At 51.9% G+C, this 20,287-nt stretch carries 16 protein-coding genes and 3 pseudogenes; 6 read left to right on the forward strand and 13 right to left on the reverse strand.

What is annotated here, in order from left to right:
- Nucleotides 1-260: 260 nt before the first annotated feature.
- The 3 genes and pseudogenes from IAI51_RS25315 to IAI51_RS25325 all read left to right on the forward strand — a co-directional run bounded on the left by IAI51_RS25315 (nt 261) and on the right by IAI51_RS25325 (nt 2,524).
- On the forward strand, nt 261-1,316 hold the full coding sequence (locus IAI51_RS25315) for a ParA family protein (protein ID WP_187680965.1): 1,056 nt from the start codon (nt 261-263) through the stop codon (nt 1,314-1,316).
- Between the two features lie 272 nt (nt 1,317-1,588).
- A pseudogene (locus IAI51_RS25320) lies at nt 1,589-2,263 on the forward strand (NAD-dependent dehydratase); the annotation flags it as partial.
- Between the two features lie 51 nt (nt 2,264-2,314).
- Nucleotides 2,315-2,524, forward strand: coding sequence for a hypothetical protein (locus IAI51_RS25325; RefSeq protein WP_095112999.1), 210 nt, complete (start codon nt 2,315-2,317; stop codon nt 2,522-2,524).
- A gap of 754 nt (nt 2,525-3,278) precedes the next feature.
- Here the strand turns inward: IAI51_RS25325 and IAI51_RS25330 are convergent.
- The 13 genes and pseudogenes from IAI51_RS25330 to IAI51_RS25390 form a co-directional block, all read right to left on the reverse strand.
- The gene (locus IAI51_RS25330; RefSeq protein WP_187680966.1) at nt 3,279-3,893 is read right to left on the reverse strand and encodes a hypothetical protein; all 615 of its coding nucleotides are present in this window, start codon (nt 3,891-3,893) and stop codon (nt 3,279-3,281) included.
- A 189-nt stretch (nt 3,894-4,082) separates the two neighbouring features.
- Nucleotides 4,083-4,345, reverse strand: a pseudogene (locus IAI51_RS25335) (PAAR domain-containing protein).
- 31 nt (nt 4,346-4,376) lie between these two features.
- A complete protein-coding gene (locus IAI51_RS25340) occupies nt 4,377-4,994 on the reverse strand; it encodes an Imm43 family immunity protein (protein WP_187680967.1) in 618 nt (205 codons plus the stop codon).
- Between the two features lie 344 nt (nt 4,995-5,338).
- The gene (locus tag IAI51_RS25345) at nt 5,339-5,701 is read right to left on the reverse strand and encodes a DUF2314 domain-containing protein (protein WP_187680968.1); all 363 of its coding nucleotides are present in this window, start codon (nt 5,699-5,701) and stop codon (nt 5,339-5,341) included.
- 269 nt (nt 5,702-5,970) lie between these two features.
- On the reverse strand, nt 5,971-6,366 hold the full coding sequence (locus IAI51_RS25350) for a hypothetical protein (RefSeq protein WP_109784879.1): 396 nt from the start codon (nt 6,364-6,366) through the stop codon (nt 5,971-5,973).
- Between the two features lie 53 nt (nt 6,367-6,419).
- Nucleotides 6,420-7,415, reverse strand: coding sequence for an ankyrin repeat domain-containing protein (locus tag IAI51_RS25355; protein WP_146206147.1), 996 nt, complete (start codon nt 7,413-7,415; stop codon nt 6,420-6,422).
- 139 nt (nt 7,416-7,554) lie between these two features.
- Entirely contained in the window at nt 7,555-7,818 is a 264-nt protein-coding gene (locus IAI51_RS25360; RefSeq protein ID WP_011333757.1) for a PAAR domain-containing protein, read from the reverse strand.
- A gap of 412 nt (nt 7,819-8,230) precedes the next feature.
- On the reverse strand, nt 8,231-8,695 hold the full coding sequence (locus tag IAI51_RS25365; RefSeq protein WP_109784882.1) for a DUF4265 domain-containing protein: 465 nt from the start codon (nt 8,693-8,695) through the stop codon (nt 8,231-8,233).
- Between the two features lie 5 nt (nt 8,696-8,700).
- Nucleotides 8,701-9,039 (reverse strand): hypothetical protein, encoded by a 339-nt coding sequence (locus IAI51_RS25370; protein ID WP_262410384.1) that lies wholly within the window; start codon nt 9,037-9,039, stop codon nt 8,701-8,703.
- 70 nt (nt 9,040-9,109) lie between these two features.
- Nucleotides 9,110-9,724 carry an Imm43 family immunity protein gene (locus IAI51_RS25375; protein ID WP_123462274.1) on the reverse strand — a complete coding sequence of 205 codons (615 nt, stop codon included), beginning with the start codon at nt 9,722-9,724 and terminating at the stop codon, nt 9,110-9,112.
- A gap of 16 nt (nt 9,725-9,740) precedes the next feature.
- Nucleotides 9,741-14,447: an RHS repeat-associated core domain-containing protein gene (locus IAI51_RS25380; protein ID WP_187680970.1), complete on the reverse strand. Its 4,707-nt coding sequence runs from the start codon at nt 14,445-14,447 to the stop codon at nt 9,741-9,743.
- Nucleotides 14,444-17,350: a type VI secretion system tip protein VgrG gene (locus tag IAI51_RS25385; protein ID WP_187680971.1), complete on the reverse strand. Its 2,907-nt coding sequence runs from the start codon at nt 17,348-17,350 to the stop codon at nt 14,444-14,446. Before IAI51_RS25385 ends, IAI51_RS25380 begins: the two co-directional genes overlap by 4 nt.
- Before the next feature lie 128 nt (nt 17,351-17,478).
- Nucleotides 17,479-17,994, reverse strand: a complete 516-nt coding sequence (locus IAI51_RS25390; protein ID WP_007919523.1) for an Hcp family type VI secretion system effector — start codon at nt 17,992-17,994, stop codon at nt 17,479-17,481.
- A gap of 307 nt (nt 17,995-18,301) precedes the next feature.
- Between IAI51_RS25390 and IAI51_RS25395 the strand changes: the two are divergent.
- The 3 genes and pseudogenes from IAI51_RS25395 to IAI51_RS25405 all read left to right on the forward strand — a co-directional run.
- Nucleotides 18,302-18,555: pseudogene (locus tag IAI51_RS25395) on the forward strand (transposase domain-containing protein); the annotation flags it as partial.
- A 55-nt stretch (nt 18,556-18,610) separates the two neighbouring features.
- The gene (locus IAI51_RS25400) at nt 18,611-19,228 is read left to right on the forward strand and encodes a hypothetical protein (protein ID WP_187680972.1); all 618 of its coding nucleotides are present in this window, start codon (nt 18,611-18,613) and stop codon (nt 19,226-19,228) included.
- Between the two features lie 151 nt (nt 19,229-19,379).
- A complete protein-coding gene (locus IAI51_RS25405; protein WP_187680973.1) occupies nt 19,380-19,832 on the forward strand; it encodes a PAS domain-containing protein in 453 nt (150 codons plus the stop codon).
- The last annotated feature ends 455 nt before the right edge of the window (nt 19,833-20,287 follow it).

A 20,287-nucleotide genomic window follows, 5' to 3' on the forward strand; every position in this document is an offset into this window, starting at 1 on the left:
GAGCACGAGGCCTGCGGCCTCGCGTTTGAATTCAGTGGAAAAAGAACGACGTTGTTTGGTCATCAGACACCTCTATCTGGCGAGCATTCTCGCCTAAATGGGTGTCCGGTTTCATTAGACCACTACACGCCTAATCGATCTCCGGAACCATTAGAGCGTCACAAGACATACTTAAACAAAGCCGTCAAGAGGCAACACTTTCCTCTATTCGTCTGAAACACGACTGCCGTATATTTTGCGAACCAAATGAGGACATAACCATGGCAAGAAAGATTCGACCTGAAGAGTTAAAAGCACTAAGAAAATCGAAGGGAATTTCTGCAAAGAATGCTGCCACGGCAGTGGAGAGAAGCGTCAAGTCTTGGCAGGGATACGAGAGTATTGATTCCAAGGTGCAGATCCCTGACTCCGTACTTTCTCAATTTCTACGAACTTTTAATATAACTTGGCCCCACGCGAAGGTGGTCAGCATTACAGCTTATAAAGGAGGTATTGGAAAGTCACCAATAACCGTGGCAATTGCAACATCGTTTGCGCAAACCGGATTAAAAGTTGCAGTCATCGCAAATGATGAAGTATTCAGGGGCTATACTAATAAAGCTCGAATAGACGTTAAAAATTCAGAACGCCTCGCTTCAAAAGTTGACTTTTTCGACCAGCACGACATTATCATGTACCCTTCGGAATTGTTAAGGCTAGAAGAGGAAAACGAGCAACGTAAAAATCTCCCTGCTTTTGCATCATGCATCGATCATGAAGAAATAATCCTTCGCAAAAAAGCCGCAACCTTAACTTTTGAGGACATAAAAAACACTTACGACCTAATCCTCTTAGACCTTAACAGGGATCTCTACGAAACTTTGGCAAAATCGGACAAAATAATTCTGCTCGTAGATTCCACCTGCCAATACTCGCCCAGCAGCACGCACAGCTACTATAAACATATGAATAAAATCAACAAAGAAAAATTAGATTCAATGCATGTACTATTTACTAATTTCTCGACTATTCCGAGTACACGCGGACAGATAGACGTAACACGAGCACACAAAAATAAGATATTTGACAGCTGCCTGTTTAGTGCACATTTAACATTGAAAATCTATAAAGAGATTCGAGATTTAAATATACCTATTATGCGCTCACGGTTTTCGGCGGACTATGAGTATCACATCGAACTACACGATAGCGACATGAGTAATGATGCGTTTTGTTATTTCGATACCATCATGGATATTGCACCCGACTCAATAGCGTCATTTGAGGTGTCTGAGGTAAGAGAGGAGCTGACTGAAATTTTGTGGGGGAGAAATTGAAAATTAATCTGCCCCCCCTGAAGCATATCAGAATTGGAGTGAATTAACATGCTGACTAAACGTCAAATATGGAGAGCGTCTATAGCCGCGTTGAATTTTCTCCGCACGCTAATTGCGATCCTAGACTTTTACAAAAATAATGATAAATGACTACTATCCATTGCCATACGTGAAATGTCTCTCAAAGTAAGCTTTGCGTCGTCAATTATTGTATGACATATCTAACTACGTCATTTGCCAGCACCCGCCCTGCCAAACTCAATAAAAGAAAGCCGTTCCACGAAGAGCAGGGTCGACTGGATGTCGAAAACTTCTATTACGCCCAAGAGGATGAGCTTTTCGCCGCTGCTGAAAAGGACGGCTTCACTTGGAGCGTTCATCGCCCGCATACCGTTACCGGGGTTGCTGTAGGCAACGCGATGAATATGGCAACCACCCTCGCCGTCTATGCCTCAATTTGCAAACAAACCAATCGCCCTTTTGTCTTTCCCGGATCAAAAGTGCAGTGGGATAGCCTCACCGATATGACTGACGCGCGACAGCTGGCGAAACAACAACTGTGGGCGGCCACCACGCCGGCTGCAGCTAACCAGGCATTCAACGTCACCAATGGCGATGTATTTCGTTGGAAATGGATGTGGAGCCGCATTTCCGACCACTTCGACTTGCCTGCTGCCGATTATCCTGCGTCACCCTCCCCTCTAGAGAAGCAGATGGCTGACGATCAAGCCGTATGGACGAACATGGTTGCGGAACACGGTTTGAAAGAACCGGATATTGATCGCCTGGTGTCCCCATGGCACACCGATGCTGATCTCGGTCGACCAATCGAAGTGGTCACGGACATGTCGAAAAGCCGTGCAATGGGTTTCACTGCCTACCAGGCGAGTGATCAAGCTTTTTTCGACGTGTTCGACAAACTACGCGAGATGCGCTTAATACCCTAGGTTGTTCCAGAGCAGATATTCTCAGAAGAATCCAAGGAGAGGAGAAGGAAAATGGCAGGCGAATACTCGTTATCAGATGTGCTGGAAAGGATGTATCAGAATCAGCTCGCTCTAGAAGCAGCATTAATGGAATTGACGTTGCACGCTGAAGCTCAAGGCCACGCAGACGTCGGAGACAATGTCCGAGGAGCGCTTTACACAATAGGTGAGAACGCTGGCCACATCAAACAAGGTTTGGCGCGCCTCAAAAAGTCTCCATGACGACTTCTTACAATTTTTTCACATCCATCGGAGTACGTTGAAGTCAGCTCCTTACATGATTCACACCCCGCTCTCCCCATCGCGGGCTTTTTTTTGTCCGCAATGTTGCTTCGAGTAAAGATGTTTAGTTTGCAGGCTTGAGGGTTCTTCATGGCAGATCAATATCGAGCATCAGCGGATCTGATTTTAGGGTGGGCACTGCGCGAGGCCGGCCACTGAAGTATTGAAGTGGCTGATTGGTTTCCAGATTTAGGGAAACCGAAGTTTTTCTCGAAATAGGCTGGCTGCAGAAAATGGAAGTTTGGCTAAGCTCGCAGTGACGTCATCGTGACGCCTAAGCTCCGGATGGTGTTCATGAAGCAAAGGGAGATGCTAAATGGGGCCTGATATTAAATCGTTGGTTGCTATAGGCTTGGCTGCAATCGCTTGTCTGGTTTTCTTCCTTCGCCACCTAATGTTGCGGCGGTGGTATCGCCAGGAGCAGGAAGCGTTTATGACTGCATTGAGATCACTACACATCTCTCACTTCGAGCTGCTCTTAGACAAGACTGTCTTTCCTAGTAGGCTCTCGCCTGGTGAGGTGTACCGGATAATTCATAACCATAACGACGAATACTTTCTCTACCTTCATACGAGAGGATCACCGGGAGTTCTTCAGCCATTAAGCAAAGAGCGAGCAATGATTGCAGTAGAATTGAATAGCTAGCTGACATGGTCGGTAAGCTCGCAGTGAAGTCAGCGTCGCCCTTATTTTCTAGCCGTATTCAGCTCCCGGCTCAGCCGTGAATGCCACCTCGAATTTCGTCACTTCGTTCTGAAGCGCTTGCTTGGACAAACCATCCAGAATCCCCAGAATCTGAGCGTCACTGAGAGCAAACTTGGGTACAAACTCCATGCCGACCGGCAAGCTATCGTGGGGACACATCAGTGCCCCCTTGCCCTCACCGAACTGCTGGCTGATGAAGGTTTTGAGGTTGCTTGGCGTTTTAGTGGCGTAGGCGCTTCGGAAGATCGATAGGTCGCAGAGCACACCGGCAAGCATTACCCAGGCGTGGCCGTCCCACTTGGCTTCCACAAACTCTCCCTCGTAGGTTGCCCCTGGAATGTTCCCCCTGCATTCGAAAACATACTGGCCGTTAATCAGTAGGTCTCCGAGAACGACAACTGCGGGTATCCCTTGAGATTTGAGAATGGCAGTGAAGCCAGCACTGACCATGACGCAAGAACCAAATGATGGAGGGATCGAATCGAGAGTTTGCCGAGCGGCGCTAACGATTACATCGGGATCGGTAATTTGGAACTCTGCGTACTCGGAATAGGCCTCCGCGCCACGGTCGCGAATAATAATGTTTACTAAAGTTGAAGGCACAAAGGATCCCTTGGGTATTTATTCGACCGTGCTGGTCATTTGGATTCGTTCTGACCAACCATTGCTTGTGTAATAGCAGGTACCAGTCAACAGGCTTGTGAGATTGAAAGTGGGTACGGAGCGCGCGCCCTGCAGAGTACGACAGGAAACCGCGCTCGGAGCACTGAACCCCATACGGAGCTTAGAGATTCAGCTGATCACAGCGCCTTTAGGGCCACTGGCAATCAGCCCGCTCCACACGCGGTTTTCATACCGTCCAGCGCGATGGGCGTGCCATCGACGGTATAGGTGCTACTGCCCTCGGCAATCGGGAAAATCCCCTTGCATAACGGGCAACTGACCTTGTGACCGACCCCGGCAATTGGCTTGCCGTTGAGGTCGGTTCGGGAGAAGGCTTCGAGCACCTTGCCACCATGTGTGGTGGAGTCACCTAGTCTGATCGCGTCTTTCAACTTAATCCTCCTGATGTAGAAACTGGCCTTTTCAGATTCGTCTTATCCCCGACCACAGAACAGTCTCCAATGGAGTAAATGCTATGCCTTTGAAGTTTTCTGCCAGATCCTTGAAAGCCTGAGAGCAGATCAAGCTATCGCTGCCTGAAATGAGTCTCCTATATTTGAAAAGATCTAGCTTCCAGTCATCCGAAAGGATCAGTTTCTTGAACCTAACAGGCCTGCCATTTTCCTCTACAAACGTGGACGCCGGATCAGAATTAGACCGAACATCCAACTCCTCAAATAGTACAGCATTATAGCTTTTCGAAGATATCGATTCTCCCGTCTCAGAAAGCACTTCGATTTTAACGCTATCAACAATACTCACATTCAGACGATGACATGCAGCCAAAAACTCATCACTTACTATGTAAAAAAAACGCGAAACGCTACGAAAATCGAAATCATAGTTCTTATCTTTAGAAATAAGTACCATGCCCTCCGGAAAAGGCGTACGCGGCCCGGGCTTCCCCTTTTCTGCATACCAGGGAAAAAAACCAAACTCAACGCCCTTCGTATCGGGGTAAAACTTATCGAAGAGATCCGCATAGATAATCCCTATAGGACAGCCAGATTCTTCCTTTTGAGAAAGCACATAATAATTCATGACGCACAACTCCCTATTCATCGAACTTTACGTTGTTTTGTTCCAGACACAGACAAACTCGCTCTTAGTCTGGATGGGATTGCTGAAATCTGGGAGCGAGCCTGTGCATTATCGATATCGCCAGATCATAGTCATCACGAACTTTTCGACCACATTTTCAACCATTGGCTTATAGACTTGGAGCTTCTGTGAGGATGTTTGGTTTCGTGGCTCAGGTGCAGGGGGTTGTCGCATCGCGCTTGGGCTTGATTCTGGACACATACTAGAAGGGCGTGCTCATGCGCCTACCGATACCGCTGGCGAATGAGTGCGAGTGGGTATGCCTACCTAGGTGCGCGCACTCCCTACGAACCTTCCCTATGGTTGCCGCTGTTATAAATATAGATAACGTGATTTGGCAGAAAGCAGACCTCCATACCAGCCTGAATCCTATCAGTGCAATAAGGGGCGTTATCGAGCTGCCCTATATACAGATTTCCGACTCGACCCTTGACGATAACCCACATGCGCTCGACGCATACTTCTTCTGCTCCGCGCTCATCGGTGGCAACGATTCTAAAAATCAGCTTAACAAGCTGTTGTGCTTGGAGGCTATTTCTAGCATCTCTCGGTGGGAGCCAGAAGCTTGTAGGGAATTCATTGTGGATGGCTTCGGCGTCGTCCAACTCCCAGCCATCTCTATCGATGTCAGCTAACGTTGCTTCCATAACCCCTCAAAAAGCTCATATTATGATTATAACCAGCTGGAGTAACGCCACATTCCTCAGCGTTATGCCAGTAATACCTCGGGCACCCCAGACGTTTACTTCAGAAGCTATCCTACCGTCACATAATCAGCCGGGCGCCGCCCGTAGAAACGATGCCATCTCCCCTGCCGCAATTTTGTAAAGCGGCATGCGACAAAAATCTCTACGTTTTTGGACTAGCGAAAAACGCTCGGGATCAGCGAGCGTCATTCAAAGCTGAACTGTCTAGGTTAGAGCCCCATACGCTTCAGTCCTTGGCGCATACCTTGATCAGCCTGCTCACACCATTGTTTGAGAGTGAGGTTCGGTGGCAAATTGCTTTCCAGGCTCTTGTATTCCCCGTTCACCAACACTTCCCCCTTACGGCCAAACTCTTCGTTCCTGTCGCCGTCACGCTTATCGAAATCACCAGGCATGTTGCCAACGAATGCAACCATCTTGTTGGCGTTCTCGCCGCTGTCTGCTTTCAGGATCCCCTTATCGACACAGCTTTTGATCAGGCCTGACATGTTACGACCGTTGTCGTACACCCCTTTCAGGGTGGCGGCATCCTGTCCTTCGGCGTGGGCGAGAGAGCAGGTACCGAAAGCTGCTGCCATGACGAGAATCAAAGAAGCGATCTTCATATTTATTCCTTTAAATTTCAGGGAGCATTGAGCTCTGTTTGGCTTGATTGTTTTTACTGGAACAACGTGATAATGGATTCGGAATACAAATCCGGTACATCTTTTACTGATTTGAGTATGTTTTGACGGACGGTCTGACCTTTAACACTCGGGTCTTGTGCCACATATTCCGGAGGAAAAGCCGGTGCATCTTTATCGGCGCCGGCAGCCAGCAAAGCCTTCGTGCAATCCGTGTTGCTACGAATTGCACTTTCCAGCAATGGAGTGCCAACAGGCCATGCCTGCTGTTGAGGTGCAAAAGCATCAACGGAAGTGCCAGCCTTGTGCAGCAGCGCAATCCGCTGCGCAGCTTGTGGATCCGGCTGATCGTTCAGTGCATAGGCACGCTCGCAAACATAATGCAGCGGTGTAGAACCCACCTTGCTGACGCCATAGGGATCAGTACCAGCAGCGATCAACAGCTTGATCAATTCCAGATTGTTCGCACCTTTGCCGATCAATGGAGAAAAGCCCTGAGGCGTCAGCATCCGGGCGTCGGCACCAGCCTGCAGCAGCAACTTTGTTACTTCGACCGACGACGGATTTTCTATGCCCACGGCTGCAATAAGTGGGGTATTGGTTCCGCCTTGAGCAATTACATTGGTGTCGGCACCTGCTTTGATTAGGCTCCGCACAATGGGTATTGAGTCCTTCATGTCTTCTGGATCACCCATATGCCCCAATATGGATAACAGTATTGTTTCACCGTTATCGCTGATTGGTTGATTGACATCGATAGAAAACTCGAGAAGCCGGTCTACCAGCACTGGACTCCTGTAATAAGCTGCATGCCATAGAATAAGAGCGTCAGGTTTCGCGCCTTCCGCAAGAAGTTTGTTTACGCTATCCAGGTCTTTCTGTTCTTTTGAATACGCGTATTGAAGCACAGCGGTATCCAATTGCTTATAGGCGTCAACTGGCTTCGCTTGCGCTACGTTCGTGCTACAGAAGCAAACACCTGTAACACATGCAATCCACAGGCGTTTAAAAACAGAATTTGAATTCAGCATATAAAACTCATGATTGGGTAGTTAGCAGGTACATTCAGATAATGCTAAAAGAACGACTTCATTCACGCTTCAATTGCCTTAGAACGGACGACGGGAGTCCGTGCCATGGAGATGGGCAATCCATTCACAAAATGTGGACTCAGCTGACAACCGCACCTTTTGGGCCGCTGGCAATCAGCGCGGCACCACAGGCGGTTTTCATGCCGTCGAGCGCGATGGGCGTGCCATCGACGGTGTAGGTGCTACTACCCTCTGCAATCGGGAAAATCCCCTTGCACAACGGGCAGCTAACCTTGTGACCGACCCCGGCAATCGGCTTGCCGTTGAGGTCGGTTCGGGAGAAAGCTTCGAGCACCTTGCCACCGTGTGTAGTGGAGTCGCCCAAGCGGATTGCGTCTTTCATGTTGTCACTCCTTTGACCAAGTTACTCAGCCATCCAAACGTCTTCGTACCCTTGGATATCGATGATGAATTTTGCGCCCGTGGGCAAACATAGATACTTCATAACCAGCGGTAGCATTTCGGGTAAATGCTCAATACAAATAGGCTGGTAAAAATCTATCGCTGTCGAATGCGTGCCCCAGTGACTGAACCAACTGACATCCCCCCTTCCGGTAGCTCCACTCTGGTGCCGTAGACAGGTGTTTTTCCCAGCGACTCGATGGCGATAGCAACCATCTCTTCGGGTGGAAATACTGCCATCTCGTACTTTCGCAGATCGCGCTCTGCGCGGCGTTGGGATATGCCCGTTCATGTTCGCTCACAGCCACTCCTTCTTGTCGATCCGATGCCATTCGATTGCGGACTTGGGATCGTCAGTCTTCAGGCCACCAGTTCAAAAGCGTCTCGTCATCATCGTCATCCAGATTTTGATAGATGTTCGCGTAATACCATTGAGTCCCGGTTCTATCGCGAAACCGATCAAAAAACTCATTGATCTTGTCCATCCCGTTGCCCGCAGGTACGGCCAACGATAGATTTCTCTGAAACACCCCATCCAGCGTGCCACCCAGGTCGCATCCGACATCGCTTTCAAGCCCGGCGATATCCTCAACAGGGATATGGTCAGCGTAGATGTGGATGCAGAAATTGCCGCCTCGCTCAAGAACTACCGCATGAGTGCTTCTGTCCTCGATGAAGATGACGTCTCCTCGAGCCATATTGAGCGCCAGACCTGGTGAGGACAGCAGCTCATGGGTTGCAATACCCAACTGACGAGCCGGAAGTTCCTCGAATACTGGATCTTCGTCGCTGGTGCCTGCAAATACATCAATCAGCATAAAGCTTAAGAACCGATGTACTTATAATAAAGAGAAAGCTGCGGATCTGTTTCCGATACCTCCAAATGGAGTATCGCTTCGCTGGGTTCTCCGTCAGCAAAAAGGATATATTCCAACCCAAGCACACCATCGTCTGTTTCGTAAATATCAACAAACGGCCGTTGCTTTCCACGCGACTCAAAAGCCTCCATCTCCGGACAAATTGAAACCTTTGTACCTCTATCAAAGTAATCGTCAATGGCTTCGTAAATTTCGTCAGCCACTGCGGTAGAAATCCCAAAATCGCGTTGCAGTGCCTGAGAATCACGCTGGTTAATCGTAATGACGAGCTGCTTGACCTTCATGTAGGCTCGCAGTCCGTAAGCCAGCTGCCCGGAATTCACTGATGATTGCAAACGCATCCATCCTTCACACTCAAATTGGCTTGATGGCCGACCAAAGCACGCTTTCCAAAGGCGTAAAATTTACTCCTTTAATATCTTTTGCAAGCTCTTTGAATATGCGCGAGCAAATAAGTGTATTACTTCCTGAAATCAACCCCTTGAATTTGAACAGATCACGCTTGAAGTCGGGAGGTAATACCAATTTTTTGAACCTGAAAATCAACCCATCCTCTTCTATGAAAGTAGAAGCAGGATCAGTCTCCGAGCGCGCATCCAACTCTTCAAAAAGTACGGCATTGTAGCTTTTTGATGAAATAGTTTCCCCACCTTTGGAAACCACTTGAATAGGCACAGCGTCAGTAACACCTACGTCTAGCTCGCTACAAACAGACATAAAATCATCACTGACTATGTAAAAACGCGCCACACTGCGTATATCGAAATCATAGAACTTATCTTTAGAAATAAGCACCATACCTTCTGGATAGGGCGTGTGTGTTTTGTAATGGATTTTCTCTGCATACCAAGGAAAAAAACCATGCTCGACACCTTTGGTATCTGAGTAAAATTTATCGTAGAGATCTGCCTGTAAGAAGCCAGCCGGGCAACCAGGTTCTTCCTTTTGAGAAAGCACGTAATATTCCATAAACCCTTCTCCTTGCTTATCTAAGTCGGCGTTTTTTTGTGCCAGGCACCGAAAGGCTTGCTCTTAATCTTGTCTGTATCGCGGATATCTGAGTTCGCGCCTGTGCTTCGTCGATGACACCAGCCTCATATTTGCTCCTGACGGTCGTTACCATGTTGTTAACCATCGGGCTATAGACCTTACCATGCGATCCGCAATGGTAAAAAACGCGCTTGGTTTTCTTAGCCTGATCCGCACTGTCAGGCATCAACAGGCCGTTTTCCTTTTTATCCCGCTCTCCGCCCATCCCGATGTCCGAGAAGAAGCTTGCTTGCCGTCCCCATACTTCCTCGGGGATGAGGTGATGTGCCTGCATTTTGTCATGGGCTTTGCCACCCAATGCCCGATTGAGCGTGCTACTGCACAGTCCACTCGGATCGACCCACTGGGTCGGGCTGATCGCATACTGATAGAAGTTGATACCGCCAGCGTATCCGATTGGATCGCGAGACACGAAGCGACCGACGCCAGGGTCGTAGTACCGATGGCGGTTGTAATGCAGCCCAGTCTCATGATCGTGATACTGGCCTTGGAAGCGGATCGGGTTATTCAACCCTTGTCGCTGGGCCGAGGATGAGCGTTGTTCAATTGCTTGTCCCCACACCTTGTACTGTGCGCTCCATGCCATTTCACCCTGCTGGTCGGTCAGTTCCTGTGGTGTGCCGAGGTGATCGCATTGGTACCAAGCAACTGCATCAAACGGTTGAGGAACAGGCGCGTGATTCCACAGTGGATCCTCGTCCGGAGTGTAAACATCACCGTAAATGGGTTGAGGCACCAAACGAATAGGCTGGTGACTTAGCGCCTTTACCACTGGATTGAATGTGCCGGGCTCAAAAACATAATGAACAGTGCGTCCGGTATCACCATCTAGCTGAGCGGGACTGCTCTCCCACGCCAGATTGTCACCGTCCCAACCGAACATCGTGAAGCCGCAACCATACTCACGTTGTTTGCGTGCATGTTCATTACGATTCCACAGAGATCCGGCCTCTGGACGATGCTTATAGTGCGCTCGGGAGTTTTTGTGTAAGCGACGACCGAGTGGGTCGTAGGCATAATCAACTGCCAGACGGTCATCCTCGAAATGCACCAGGCGATCAAACAGATCCCATCGCATCTCGCACACACTGCCATTACTCCAACGCTTGACCTGATTTCCGCGCTCGTCGTACTCATAGTGCGTGCCTGCGTACTCACGCAACAAGTTATCGAGAAGTTTGCTGCGCACGGGCTCCTGATCCAGGGGCCTGCGGATATCAAAGGCTTTTTCGTCCAGAAGGTTGCCGGCTGGATCGAAAGCAAAGGTTTCGACTCCAAGCCGCGTAACGGCACTGATTAAACGACCTACAGGATCATAGCGATAGGACAATGGGCCTCGACGACTATCATTGATATCCGTCAATTGACCGGCAGCATCGTATTTGAAGTCGCGCTTGAGCAGCACGGATTTGTCATCGCCATGTACCAGCATCTGCTCTTGCAGTCGTCCGGCGGGATCCCATTTCTGCGTTTGCAGCAGGCGGTTACCCTGGTGACGGGCGACTTCACGATGTAAGTCATCGCGCTCGAAACCGGCCAACTCATGATCGTCCAGACGCAAGCCCAGTAAGTGTCCGCTACCGTAAGTCAGCCAGCTGACACGATGTCCATCGGGGCGAACAGTGGCAACCCTTTGATTGAGTGCATCGTACTCGTGCTGCCATACGGCGACCATCGGGCTTTCCAGGCCCAGATAATGTTGGTGTTCGCGCAGTATGTTACCCGCCGGATCATGAAACCACTGCAAGCGGCTGTCGGCATTGCAAGCCATGATCAGCTTGCTATTGCCGTCGTAATTGAAAGTTTCGCTCTGCTGCTGTTCACCCAAAATGGCTCGACGTTCAACCAAACGATTCATTGAGTCAAAGCGAACCTCGACGCAATGCTCTCCGTTGTAGATTTTCGCAAGTCGACCGGTTTCGGGTTCATACAAGTAACGCGTTGAGCGCCCATCAAAGGCTGTTTCTTCCAGCAAGCGGCCGACCGGATCATAGTTGAAGTGGGCGCGCCGCTCATTCTCGTTTTCCAGCGCGATCAGACGACCGAGTTTGTCCCAGCGATAACGAACGGCATGCTCCAGCGCATCGACCCGCTCCGCAATCAATCCTGCCGCGCTGTATTTCCATGTCGTGCAACGATCCAGACCATCGACATGAGCCAGCAAACGGCCTTCCGCATCACGCTCAAAACGCTCTTCGGTCTTGTCTGGATGCTTGATCAAGATTAGTTGCCCGGCTTTGTACTCGTACTCGGTGCTCTGACCGGCGGCATCTGTAAAGCAAACCATTTGCCCGCGATAGTTGTACTCCCAGGCACTGGTCTTGCCTGAACAATCGACGTACTCCACCAGTTGGCCGGAAGCGTTATAGGAAAGTTTCTTTTCATTGCCGTTGGCATCTTTGACTGCGGTTGGCATCCCGACCGGGTTGTAAGCGTATTCAGTCTTGTTACCCAGCGGATCTACGCTCTCAACAAGATTGCCTAAATCGTCGTAGGCTCTTGTCCATTGCCCCCCCTCGGCATCGCTGATCTTGATCAGTTGATCATGATCGTCGTAGGCAAAGTGCACTACCGTGTCATCGGTACGGATATGCTCGAGAAGGTTGCTTCGTTCGTCATAGCTGTAACGATCCGAGCGACCATCGGCACGGACGTGACGGATCACGTTTTTGGCGTCATCGCGGAAAAACCAATCTGAGCGATCATCTGCATGCCGGATGCGGTAGGTATAACCAAGGCTGTCAAAATAGTGCCAAGTTTCGTGACCGAGCGCGTCAGTGACGTATACCAGACGAATGTTTTCATCCCATTCCAAGCGCGTATCGAAGCTGCCGTCGTCAGCCCATTCGCGAACAGCCTTGGCGTCGACACCGTAGCCCTGCCATTGCAAATTCATACCCCGGCCAGTGCGGTCGGTGTAACGGGTGATCAGGTGATGTTGATACTGATAACTCCAAACCGCACCATTCTCATCTTGTGCCTGTACTAGATCGCCCATCGAATCGTAAGCGTAAGAACACAGCTGACGCAGAGGTTCTCCGTCACGAATTTCCCACAGTCCGGTCAAACGTCCTTGCTCATCAATCATTGTCCCAAGATGCAGATGTACTTTGCTTAGATCCCCCTCGTAAGTAATCAGATCGGACAGAACTGTCCGATCACCATGGCGGTATTCGTAATGCAGCATGATGCCGGCACCGCTTCGCAACTCTACGCCGGCCAGCAAAAACCGCTGACCACTACGTACGTAGGTTTCCTTGCGTTCAAAACCACGGCAGAGCAACAGTTTGTCGTCACTTACCCGGATAACAGTGAGATTTTCAATGGCGTCATAATGAAACAGATCGACTTTGGGCAACGGAAAGTCGTGGCTGCGGCCGTCCGCATCATGGAACTGCAAGGCACCGTCGACAAGGTCGAATCGTGTTGTGAATGAAGTGATCCATCGTGCCCCCAAGTCGCCTTGGTCGTAAGAACCCAAATCGGAGCTGTAGATACGCGTCCATTCGATCGGGAACGGGCCGGCCAAATTGAAGTCCGTGTGAGCAATACTTTCAGAACCAACTGCAAAGCTGATGCTGTCGCAAGTACCTGGACAGGTACCATTTTTTTCGGCATTAGGCTTTTTCTTCGGCGGTACTTCGGTCTTCCTGACTTCAGTTCTACCCTCTCCGGCCCGGTGCTTGGCTTGGCTCGTACCGCCGACCTTCACGTGACCAGCAACACCCCGCCTGTTACGCAGATTCCATGCTTCGACAGCCTTGGCCAACACGATCAGAAGCGCACCGATAGAAAACGGCATATTCGGGTTGCTTAGTTTTTTCAGCTGAGCCCGTAATTCCGGCCCCATGGCGACCAGTTTGGTTGTCTGATCGTGAACCAGTTTCTTGGCTTCGTTAGGCAACAGATGCTTTGCAGCGCTGTTGACTACGCCTTTCCCCGCCGCCTTGTAGACGTCCCAGGCTGCATCGAAAATATTGCTGATGGCCTTGCCGGGATCGTGCAGAAGTTGTCCTCCCACACCGCTCATTCGCTTCTCTGCTCGATTGAGGTCAACACCCGAATCTAGATCAGAATCGACAACAGCGTTGAGTCCCTTGGCGATCTGCGTCAGGAACTCTTCGCCTTTTTGTCCAGCTTTATCCAGCAGATCCGGCAAGGAGGATTGAGCCGTCTTAACGAAGTGATCAATCTCACCAACAATGGTCGCGTTCAAGTGACCGGCAATCACGTTGATCAACGCATCGCCCAAGAGGGCCTTGCCAGCGACCTTCATTTCCTGCCTTACCAGATAAAGCGTCGGTCGAAGGCTCATCCGAGCGGCAGCCATATTCGCGGGTACAGGAATTACACCGATTAGGTCGATGCCAAGGCTGACCCAATCCAGTGGATCACGCTTTTCACTCCGAGATAAAACGGCGATGTCATTCAAGACATCGATCAGCGCCATGATATTGCCGACTACCGGCAGGGCTCCGGCGAAATACTTGATCCGCTCAAGCGTTACATAACCACCACTGACTTCCTGCAGCCATGCATCGAATTTGGCAGCATCGCGTCCGACATCCGCTACTTGAATCTGATTCAACGGTACGATCGCGACTTGTGACTCGCGGTTTTGGGTTGCGCTTTCGGTAGTCATGACAGCATCTCACTTGCAATCAGCCCAGCGGTTTTAAGCGAAGGTTTAGGCAACGTTGGCGCCGGCAAACCCGGCAACTTGCCTGCCTTGCTCGCCGCCCCGAGGATCCCCGACGCACTCGGGATGGCGGCACTCGCCAGTTTCGGCAATCCGGCCACTCCGCCCTGCACTGCGCCTTTGACCTGCTGCGCCGTTTGCATTGCGCCCTGCGCGGCCTGCACCGCACTCATCCCTGTTTGTGCCATTTCCTTGCCCTTCTCCAGCATGTCCCAGTTCTTTGTTGGCAATACCTGCGCGACCATCGCCTGCACCTGACTCGGCACCTCTTCGCCCCCCGGCGGATTCAACGGCCATTCCGGCTTGCCGATATAACTGCCATCGCTCCAGGTGTCCGCCGGATCCTTGCCGAACAACACGCGCGCTGGCCCCGGTGCGGCGCCAGAGACGCTGGCAAAACCCTTGGCGTCGAGCTTGCCCTTTATGCTTTTGCCCAAGGCGTCGATGACTTCGTAATCGCCCTCTTTGATGCCCTGACGCCCGGCGTATTGGTTGAACAGTTCGAGGTTGCCCTTGCCGGGTTTTGGTGGTTCCGGGAATACCCCGGCCAGACTTTTCGCGCCGGTGTAGGCGAAGTTCGCCGCATGCGCGGTGTACGGCCCGCTGGTGGCATGGGTGATGCCGCCGGCGTTGTAGGTCGTGGCGCTGCCACCGCCCTGGATCACCAGTTCGGTCTTGGCGGTGATGGTGATGCGGTCGGCATTGGCGGTTATGTTGAGTTTGGCCAGCAGATTGATGCTGTCCTTGAGCGCACGCACGTCGATGTCACCGGAAGCGGCTACCAGACGCCAGCCCATGCTTTGCACGAACAAGCGCATACCGCGACTGGCGCTGGCCAGCAGGCGTTTGCCGATGGAGAGACTGGTGTGACCAGTGCTGCTCAGCGCCAAGTGTTCGCCGGTGGCGATGTGACTGGAGCGCGGCGTGGTCAGGGCGATGCCGGCCGGGCTGGCCAGTACCAGATGCGGTTCAGTGAATTCCGGGAACTCATTGGCGGTCATGTTCGCCGGGCCACTGCCGAGCACGCCTTGATGCTGTGCGTGCAAGGCCTTGGCCACGTCGTCCTGATCGCCGGCCTCCTGCGCTTGCAGCTCTTTGGCCTGCACCGCGAAGCCGTCCTGCTGGTCGCTGGCAGTGGCGAGGCGTTCGGCGGTTTCCGGCAGATCCTTGTGATGTTTCGACTCGTTCGGACGCGGCTCGGTGGTGATCAGCAGACCGGCACCGGCACGCACTGCGCCGTGGCGGTCGGTGCGTAATTCGAACCCTTCGCCACGCGGCTGGCCGCCACTTGGGCGTGGATGCGTCAGGTAGCCGAGGTTGATCGCACTGGCGCCGTGGTCACTGCGCAGCGCGATACTGATCTCGCTGGTGGTGTCGTCGATGCGCAGTTCGTTGGCGCGGCTGCCCTTGTATTCCTTGCTCTTGACCGTGGCCAGGGTCTTGAAATCCGGCAGTTTGTAGGGAGGCAGATTGGCGCCGTGGTACAGACAACCGGTGATCAGCGGCTGGTCGGGATCGCCTTCAAGGAAGGTGATCAAGACTTCCATTCCGACGCGCGGAATGTTGATCGAGCCGAAGGTTTCGGCGGCCCAGCTCGACGCGACGCGCATCCAGCAACTGGTCATGTCGTCATGCTTGCCTTCGCGATCCCAGAAGAACTGCACCTTGACCCGGCCATACTGGTCGCAGTAGATCTCTTCGCCTTCCGGGCCGCAGACCACGGCACTCTGGGTGCCGAGGACTTTCGGTTTCGGGTGATCGAGCGGCGGACGGTAAGGCACGTCCCACGGGATCGCGCTGAAGCGGTTGCGGTAGCCCTGGTGGAAATCGTCCTTGTTGTCCGTGGTGTCGCTGGTCACCGACTCTTCCAGCACTTGCGGCTGCTTGCCTTCGTGGAAGATCTCAGTGAGCAGCCACAGGTCGTTCCACGTCGGGTTTGCGTGTTCGGTCAGGGCAAGAAAATGTCCGCTGACCAGAATCGGCTGATCGCTGTTACCTTCGGCCAGACGGTAGTCGCTGCGATGACGTTCAAGTGCCCGATTGGCCAGGTGCTTGCCTCGGTCGCGATCCACGAAACGGCCCGGGTAGTCGTAGTCCTCAAGATCGGGTTGGGCGCTGCTTTTGGCATCGCTTTCCAGCTCGATCTTCGGTTTGACGAAGTCGTAATCGCGCCGTGTGGTACGGCTGGTGCGCGTGGCCAGACGCAGGCCGAAACGCTTGACCACCGGTTTGTCCGCGACCAGCCCGGAGTCTTGCTGATAGGCCACGGGCGCCAGTTTGGGGAACACCGTCTGGTCATCACCGAAGGTGAGTTTGTGGCCGCTGGCGGTGTGCTGAAAGTGGTAGTGAATCCCCTCCTCCTCGCACAGGCGCTGGATGAAGTCGAGATCCGACTCGTCGTACTGCACGCAGTAGATGCGCTCGGGGTAAATCGCGCTGAGCTGGAAGTGATAATCGCTGGCGAGGATGCCGTGTTCTTCCAACACCTTGCTGATGATCTGCTGCACGGTCATCTGCTGGAAGATCCGCTGATTGACCCGGTGCGCAAGGTACGCCAGTTGCGGGCGCAGGGAGATCTTGTAGCGCGTCAGACGCTTGCCGGCCTCGCCCTGAGCGATGCTGTAGACCAGCCCGTGAATGCCGGTGCCGGTCGGCGACAGCTGAAGAAACGCCAGTTTATGCAGCACGCTTTCGAGGTTGATCGCAGCCTTTTCGCTGACCAGTTCCAGCTCGAATTCGAAGGGAGTGTTGAGTGCCTCCCGGCCGGTAAACGACAAGACCTGGAAATCGGTTTCCACGCCATCGACGGTCAGGTTGAAATGAGGCTGGTTGGCCGGTGAGAACATCCCTTGTTCCTCGCGCAATGCTGCGACGCGCAACAGCCCGTTGAAGGGCTATTGGCGAAAAATTCTTTAAGTAGTGAGTGTGCCTCGACCGGCGAAACCGGCCGAGGCAGTAAAACCATCAGCCGCGATTAAACGACTGGAGCACGCCAGTCATCGGAACCCGAAGTACCGGATACTTCGTGAGTCCAGGTGATTTTGCGGTAGGTGAATTGCACTTCTTCCAGGTGAGTGAAGTGCGAGTTGCCTGGATCCTGGCAGTTGTGCATTTTGTTGTTGATGGCGACGATGATCGCGTCTTCCAGTTTGGTGGTGTAGTAGTGCTCTTGAGTACCTTGAGCCGAGGTACGGAACCACTGGATAACGATTTCGCTCATGCGCTCGCCGGAGGTCAGAGCGGCTTGCAGCAGTGGCGAAGCTTTGTCGTAGACCTTGGTGATCACAACTGGCTTGTGAACGCGCTGACCCGTTGGTTGGCCGGATTGCGGGTCACGCGGAATGATCACGTCGTGACTGAACGCCTGAACCATGACCTGGTCTTCGTGACCTTCCTGATAGGTGTTGCCAACGGAGTCGGCGGTGAAAGCGCCGGCAGTGATCAGACCTTGTTTTTCGCCGGTAACCGACATGTACGCTGGTGTAGCCATGGGTGTGCTCCTTGCTGAAAAATTGAGAGTGCCCGGAGGCGAAATCGCCCGATGGGTGGTCGACTGTGGTCAAAGATCGTGCCAGGTTTTGTTAAGTCCCCGGGAGCCGGGGACTAAGCCGCACCGGATCGCGTTTTTGCATGTTTTTCGCTCGGATTCGAGGTCTCAAGTGCGCAACTTCTTGCGCAGTACTGCGCAAGAAATTGCGCACTCGTCTGTACAGAACGAGTTACGTGGGCTGTAAGGATGTGTCCACATGGTTATCCACATTTAAGTGCGCAAGAAGTTGCGCACTCCCCCCCAATGCCTACCCATTGACAATAACTGGCCGAGAATCAAATCCGGCCATGGGTTCTTGGACGTAAGAACTGGCTCTTTGCAGGGTCGACACGCGGCGGAAAACGGGCGGCGGCGATCATGAGTTTGATCCAATCTGCGCGGCTTGACGGGCATGATCCGTATGCTTATTTGAAGGACGTTCTTACACGCTTGCCGAAGCAGCGGGCGAGCAAGATTGAGCAAATGCTGCAGCATCAGTGGGTGGCGGCAGAAACCACGTAAGCCCTGATGCTTTGGGCCTTGCAAGGATGGCGCAATTAACGGAGTAGTCATAACGATGATTTTGGTTGTTGAAGGTATCAGCGCCAGCGGGAAAACGACTTGGTGCGCTAAGCATGGAGGGCAACATGTCATTCCTGAACACGGCCGTATTGAAAACGAGCCGGATCGGATAAAAGATCCAGTCGGAGCAGGAACTTTTTGGGCAGAGCGAAACGTGGATCGCTGGCAAAAAGCGTTGGCCATAGAAGATATTTCTTCGTGGGCTTTGTGTGACAGTGACCCTCTCAAGCTCCACTACATTTGGAGCCTTTGGCAGATCGGCGAGACGAGCGAACATGACTGGCGAATAGAGTTGGACGCCACGAGAGAAACAATCGCACAAGGACGTATTGGCTTTGCTGACTGTTACATTGTTGGCCGCATAGATCCTAAGCTCGCGCGAGAACGAGCCAAAGCAGACACCACCCGCCGACGGAGTGGATTCGAGCTACACGTGCGCCTCCAACAAGCTTTGCTGACCTGGTACTCAGCTATGGATGAAGTGCGTCCCGGCAGAGTGCGATTCGGGTTTCCTTCAGAAATGCCTACCTTGAAAAGCCTTGATGGAAGATATTCGGTGGTGGCCTTTGATCAAATGATCGCATCGCTCCCACGACCTACTCACACCAATTAGCGAGACGGTGCCTCATATAGCAGTTGGAAGCGGATCGATTTGAGGGCGAAGTAAAGACGTGTTCGCCATCCGCTTACGCTTCAACAACCACCTGCGGGAGTTATTGCACAAGTTGTCCTAGAATGATGTGGTATTCACTGGAGCTCTGAAAATGATCAATGCAGAACTGCTGAAACTGATGATCGAGACATCCAACGATGGCATCGTTGTGGCAGAGCAGGAAGGCGATGAGAACATCCTGATATACGCTAATCCCGCCTTCCAGCGCATGACGGGATATAGTGTTGATGACACCCTATATCAGGACTGCCGCTTCCTGCAGGGGGATGACCGAGACCAAGCCGGCCTTGACGCTATCCGCGAGGCAATAAAGAACTTTCAGCCTTGTCGGCAAATCATTCGAAACTATCGCAAAGACGGTACTGCGTTCTGGAATGAGCTGTCGATTACCCCTGTATTCAACGATGCGGATCAACTCACCTATTACATCGGCATTCAGAAGGACGTAAGTGTCCAGGTTGAGGCTGGCGAGCGTCTGCGCCAATTAGAAGCCGAAGTCGAGCACTTGAAGACTCAACTGAATGAACTACGACGAAATACCTAAGAATATGAGGCTTAAATTTCTTAGTCACTCTATGGTTTGCGCTTGCAACAGCCAATCTATCTAGCTTCCTAGCGGCGGATGGTAATCCACCATTCGTTATTGAAACATAGCATTACACCATAGCTTGGCTATGACTAACCTATGGCTCGGACACTTAACAAGTCGAAAGCAACTTTCCATTGCGCATCACAAGGTGTATCGGGGTACTGAAGGAAATATGCTCGGCACACCATAATTCAAAAAGCTCGCAACCAGTCATGGCGCGACATCTATGATGAGCTCAAGCCGGTTGTGATTGACGACTGACATCTTGCGGTGTTTAGTGACGAAGAGACACTGCCTTGTTGCGAGGACTGAAGGTCGCATAGCAATCGTATTAGAGCTCTAAAAATCCGGCAGTCTTTTAGCACCGACCCAGTACAGTTCTTGCATATCGCTGAGCATATATAGACGAA

It is taken from the genome of Pseudomonas sp. N40(2020), assembly GCF_014472415.1.
GTDB lineage: Bacteria > Pseudomonadota > Gammaproteobacteria > Pseudomonadales > Pseudomonadaceae > Aquipseudomonas.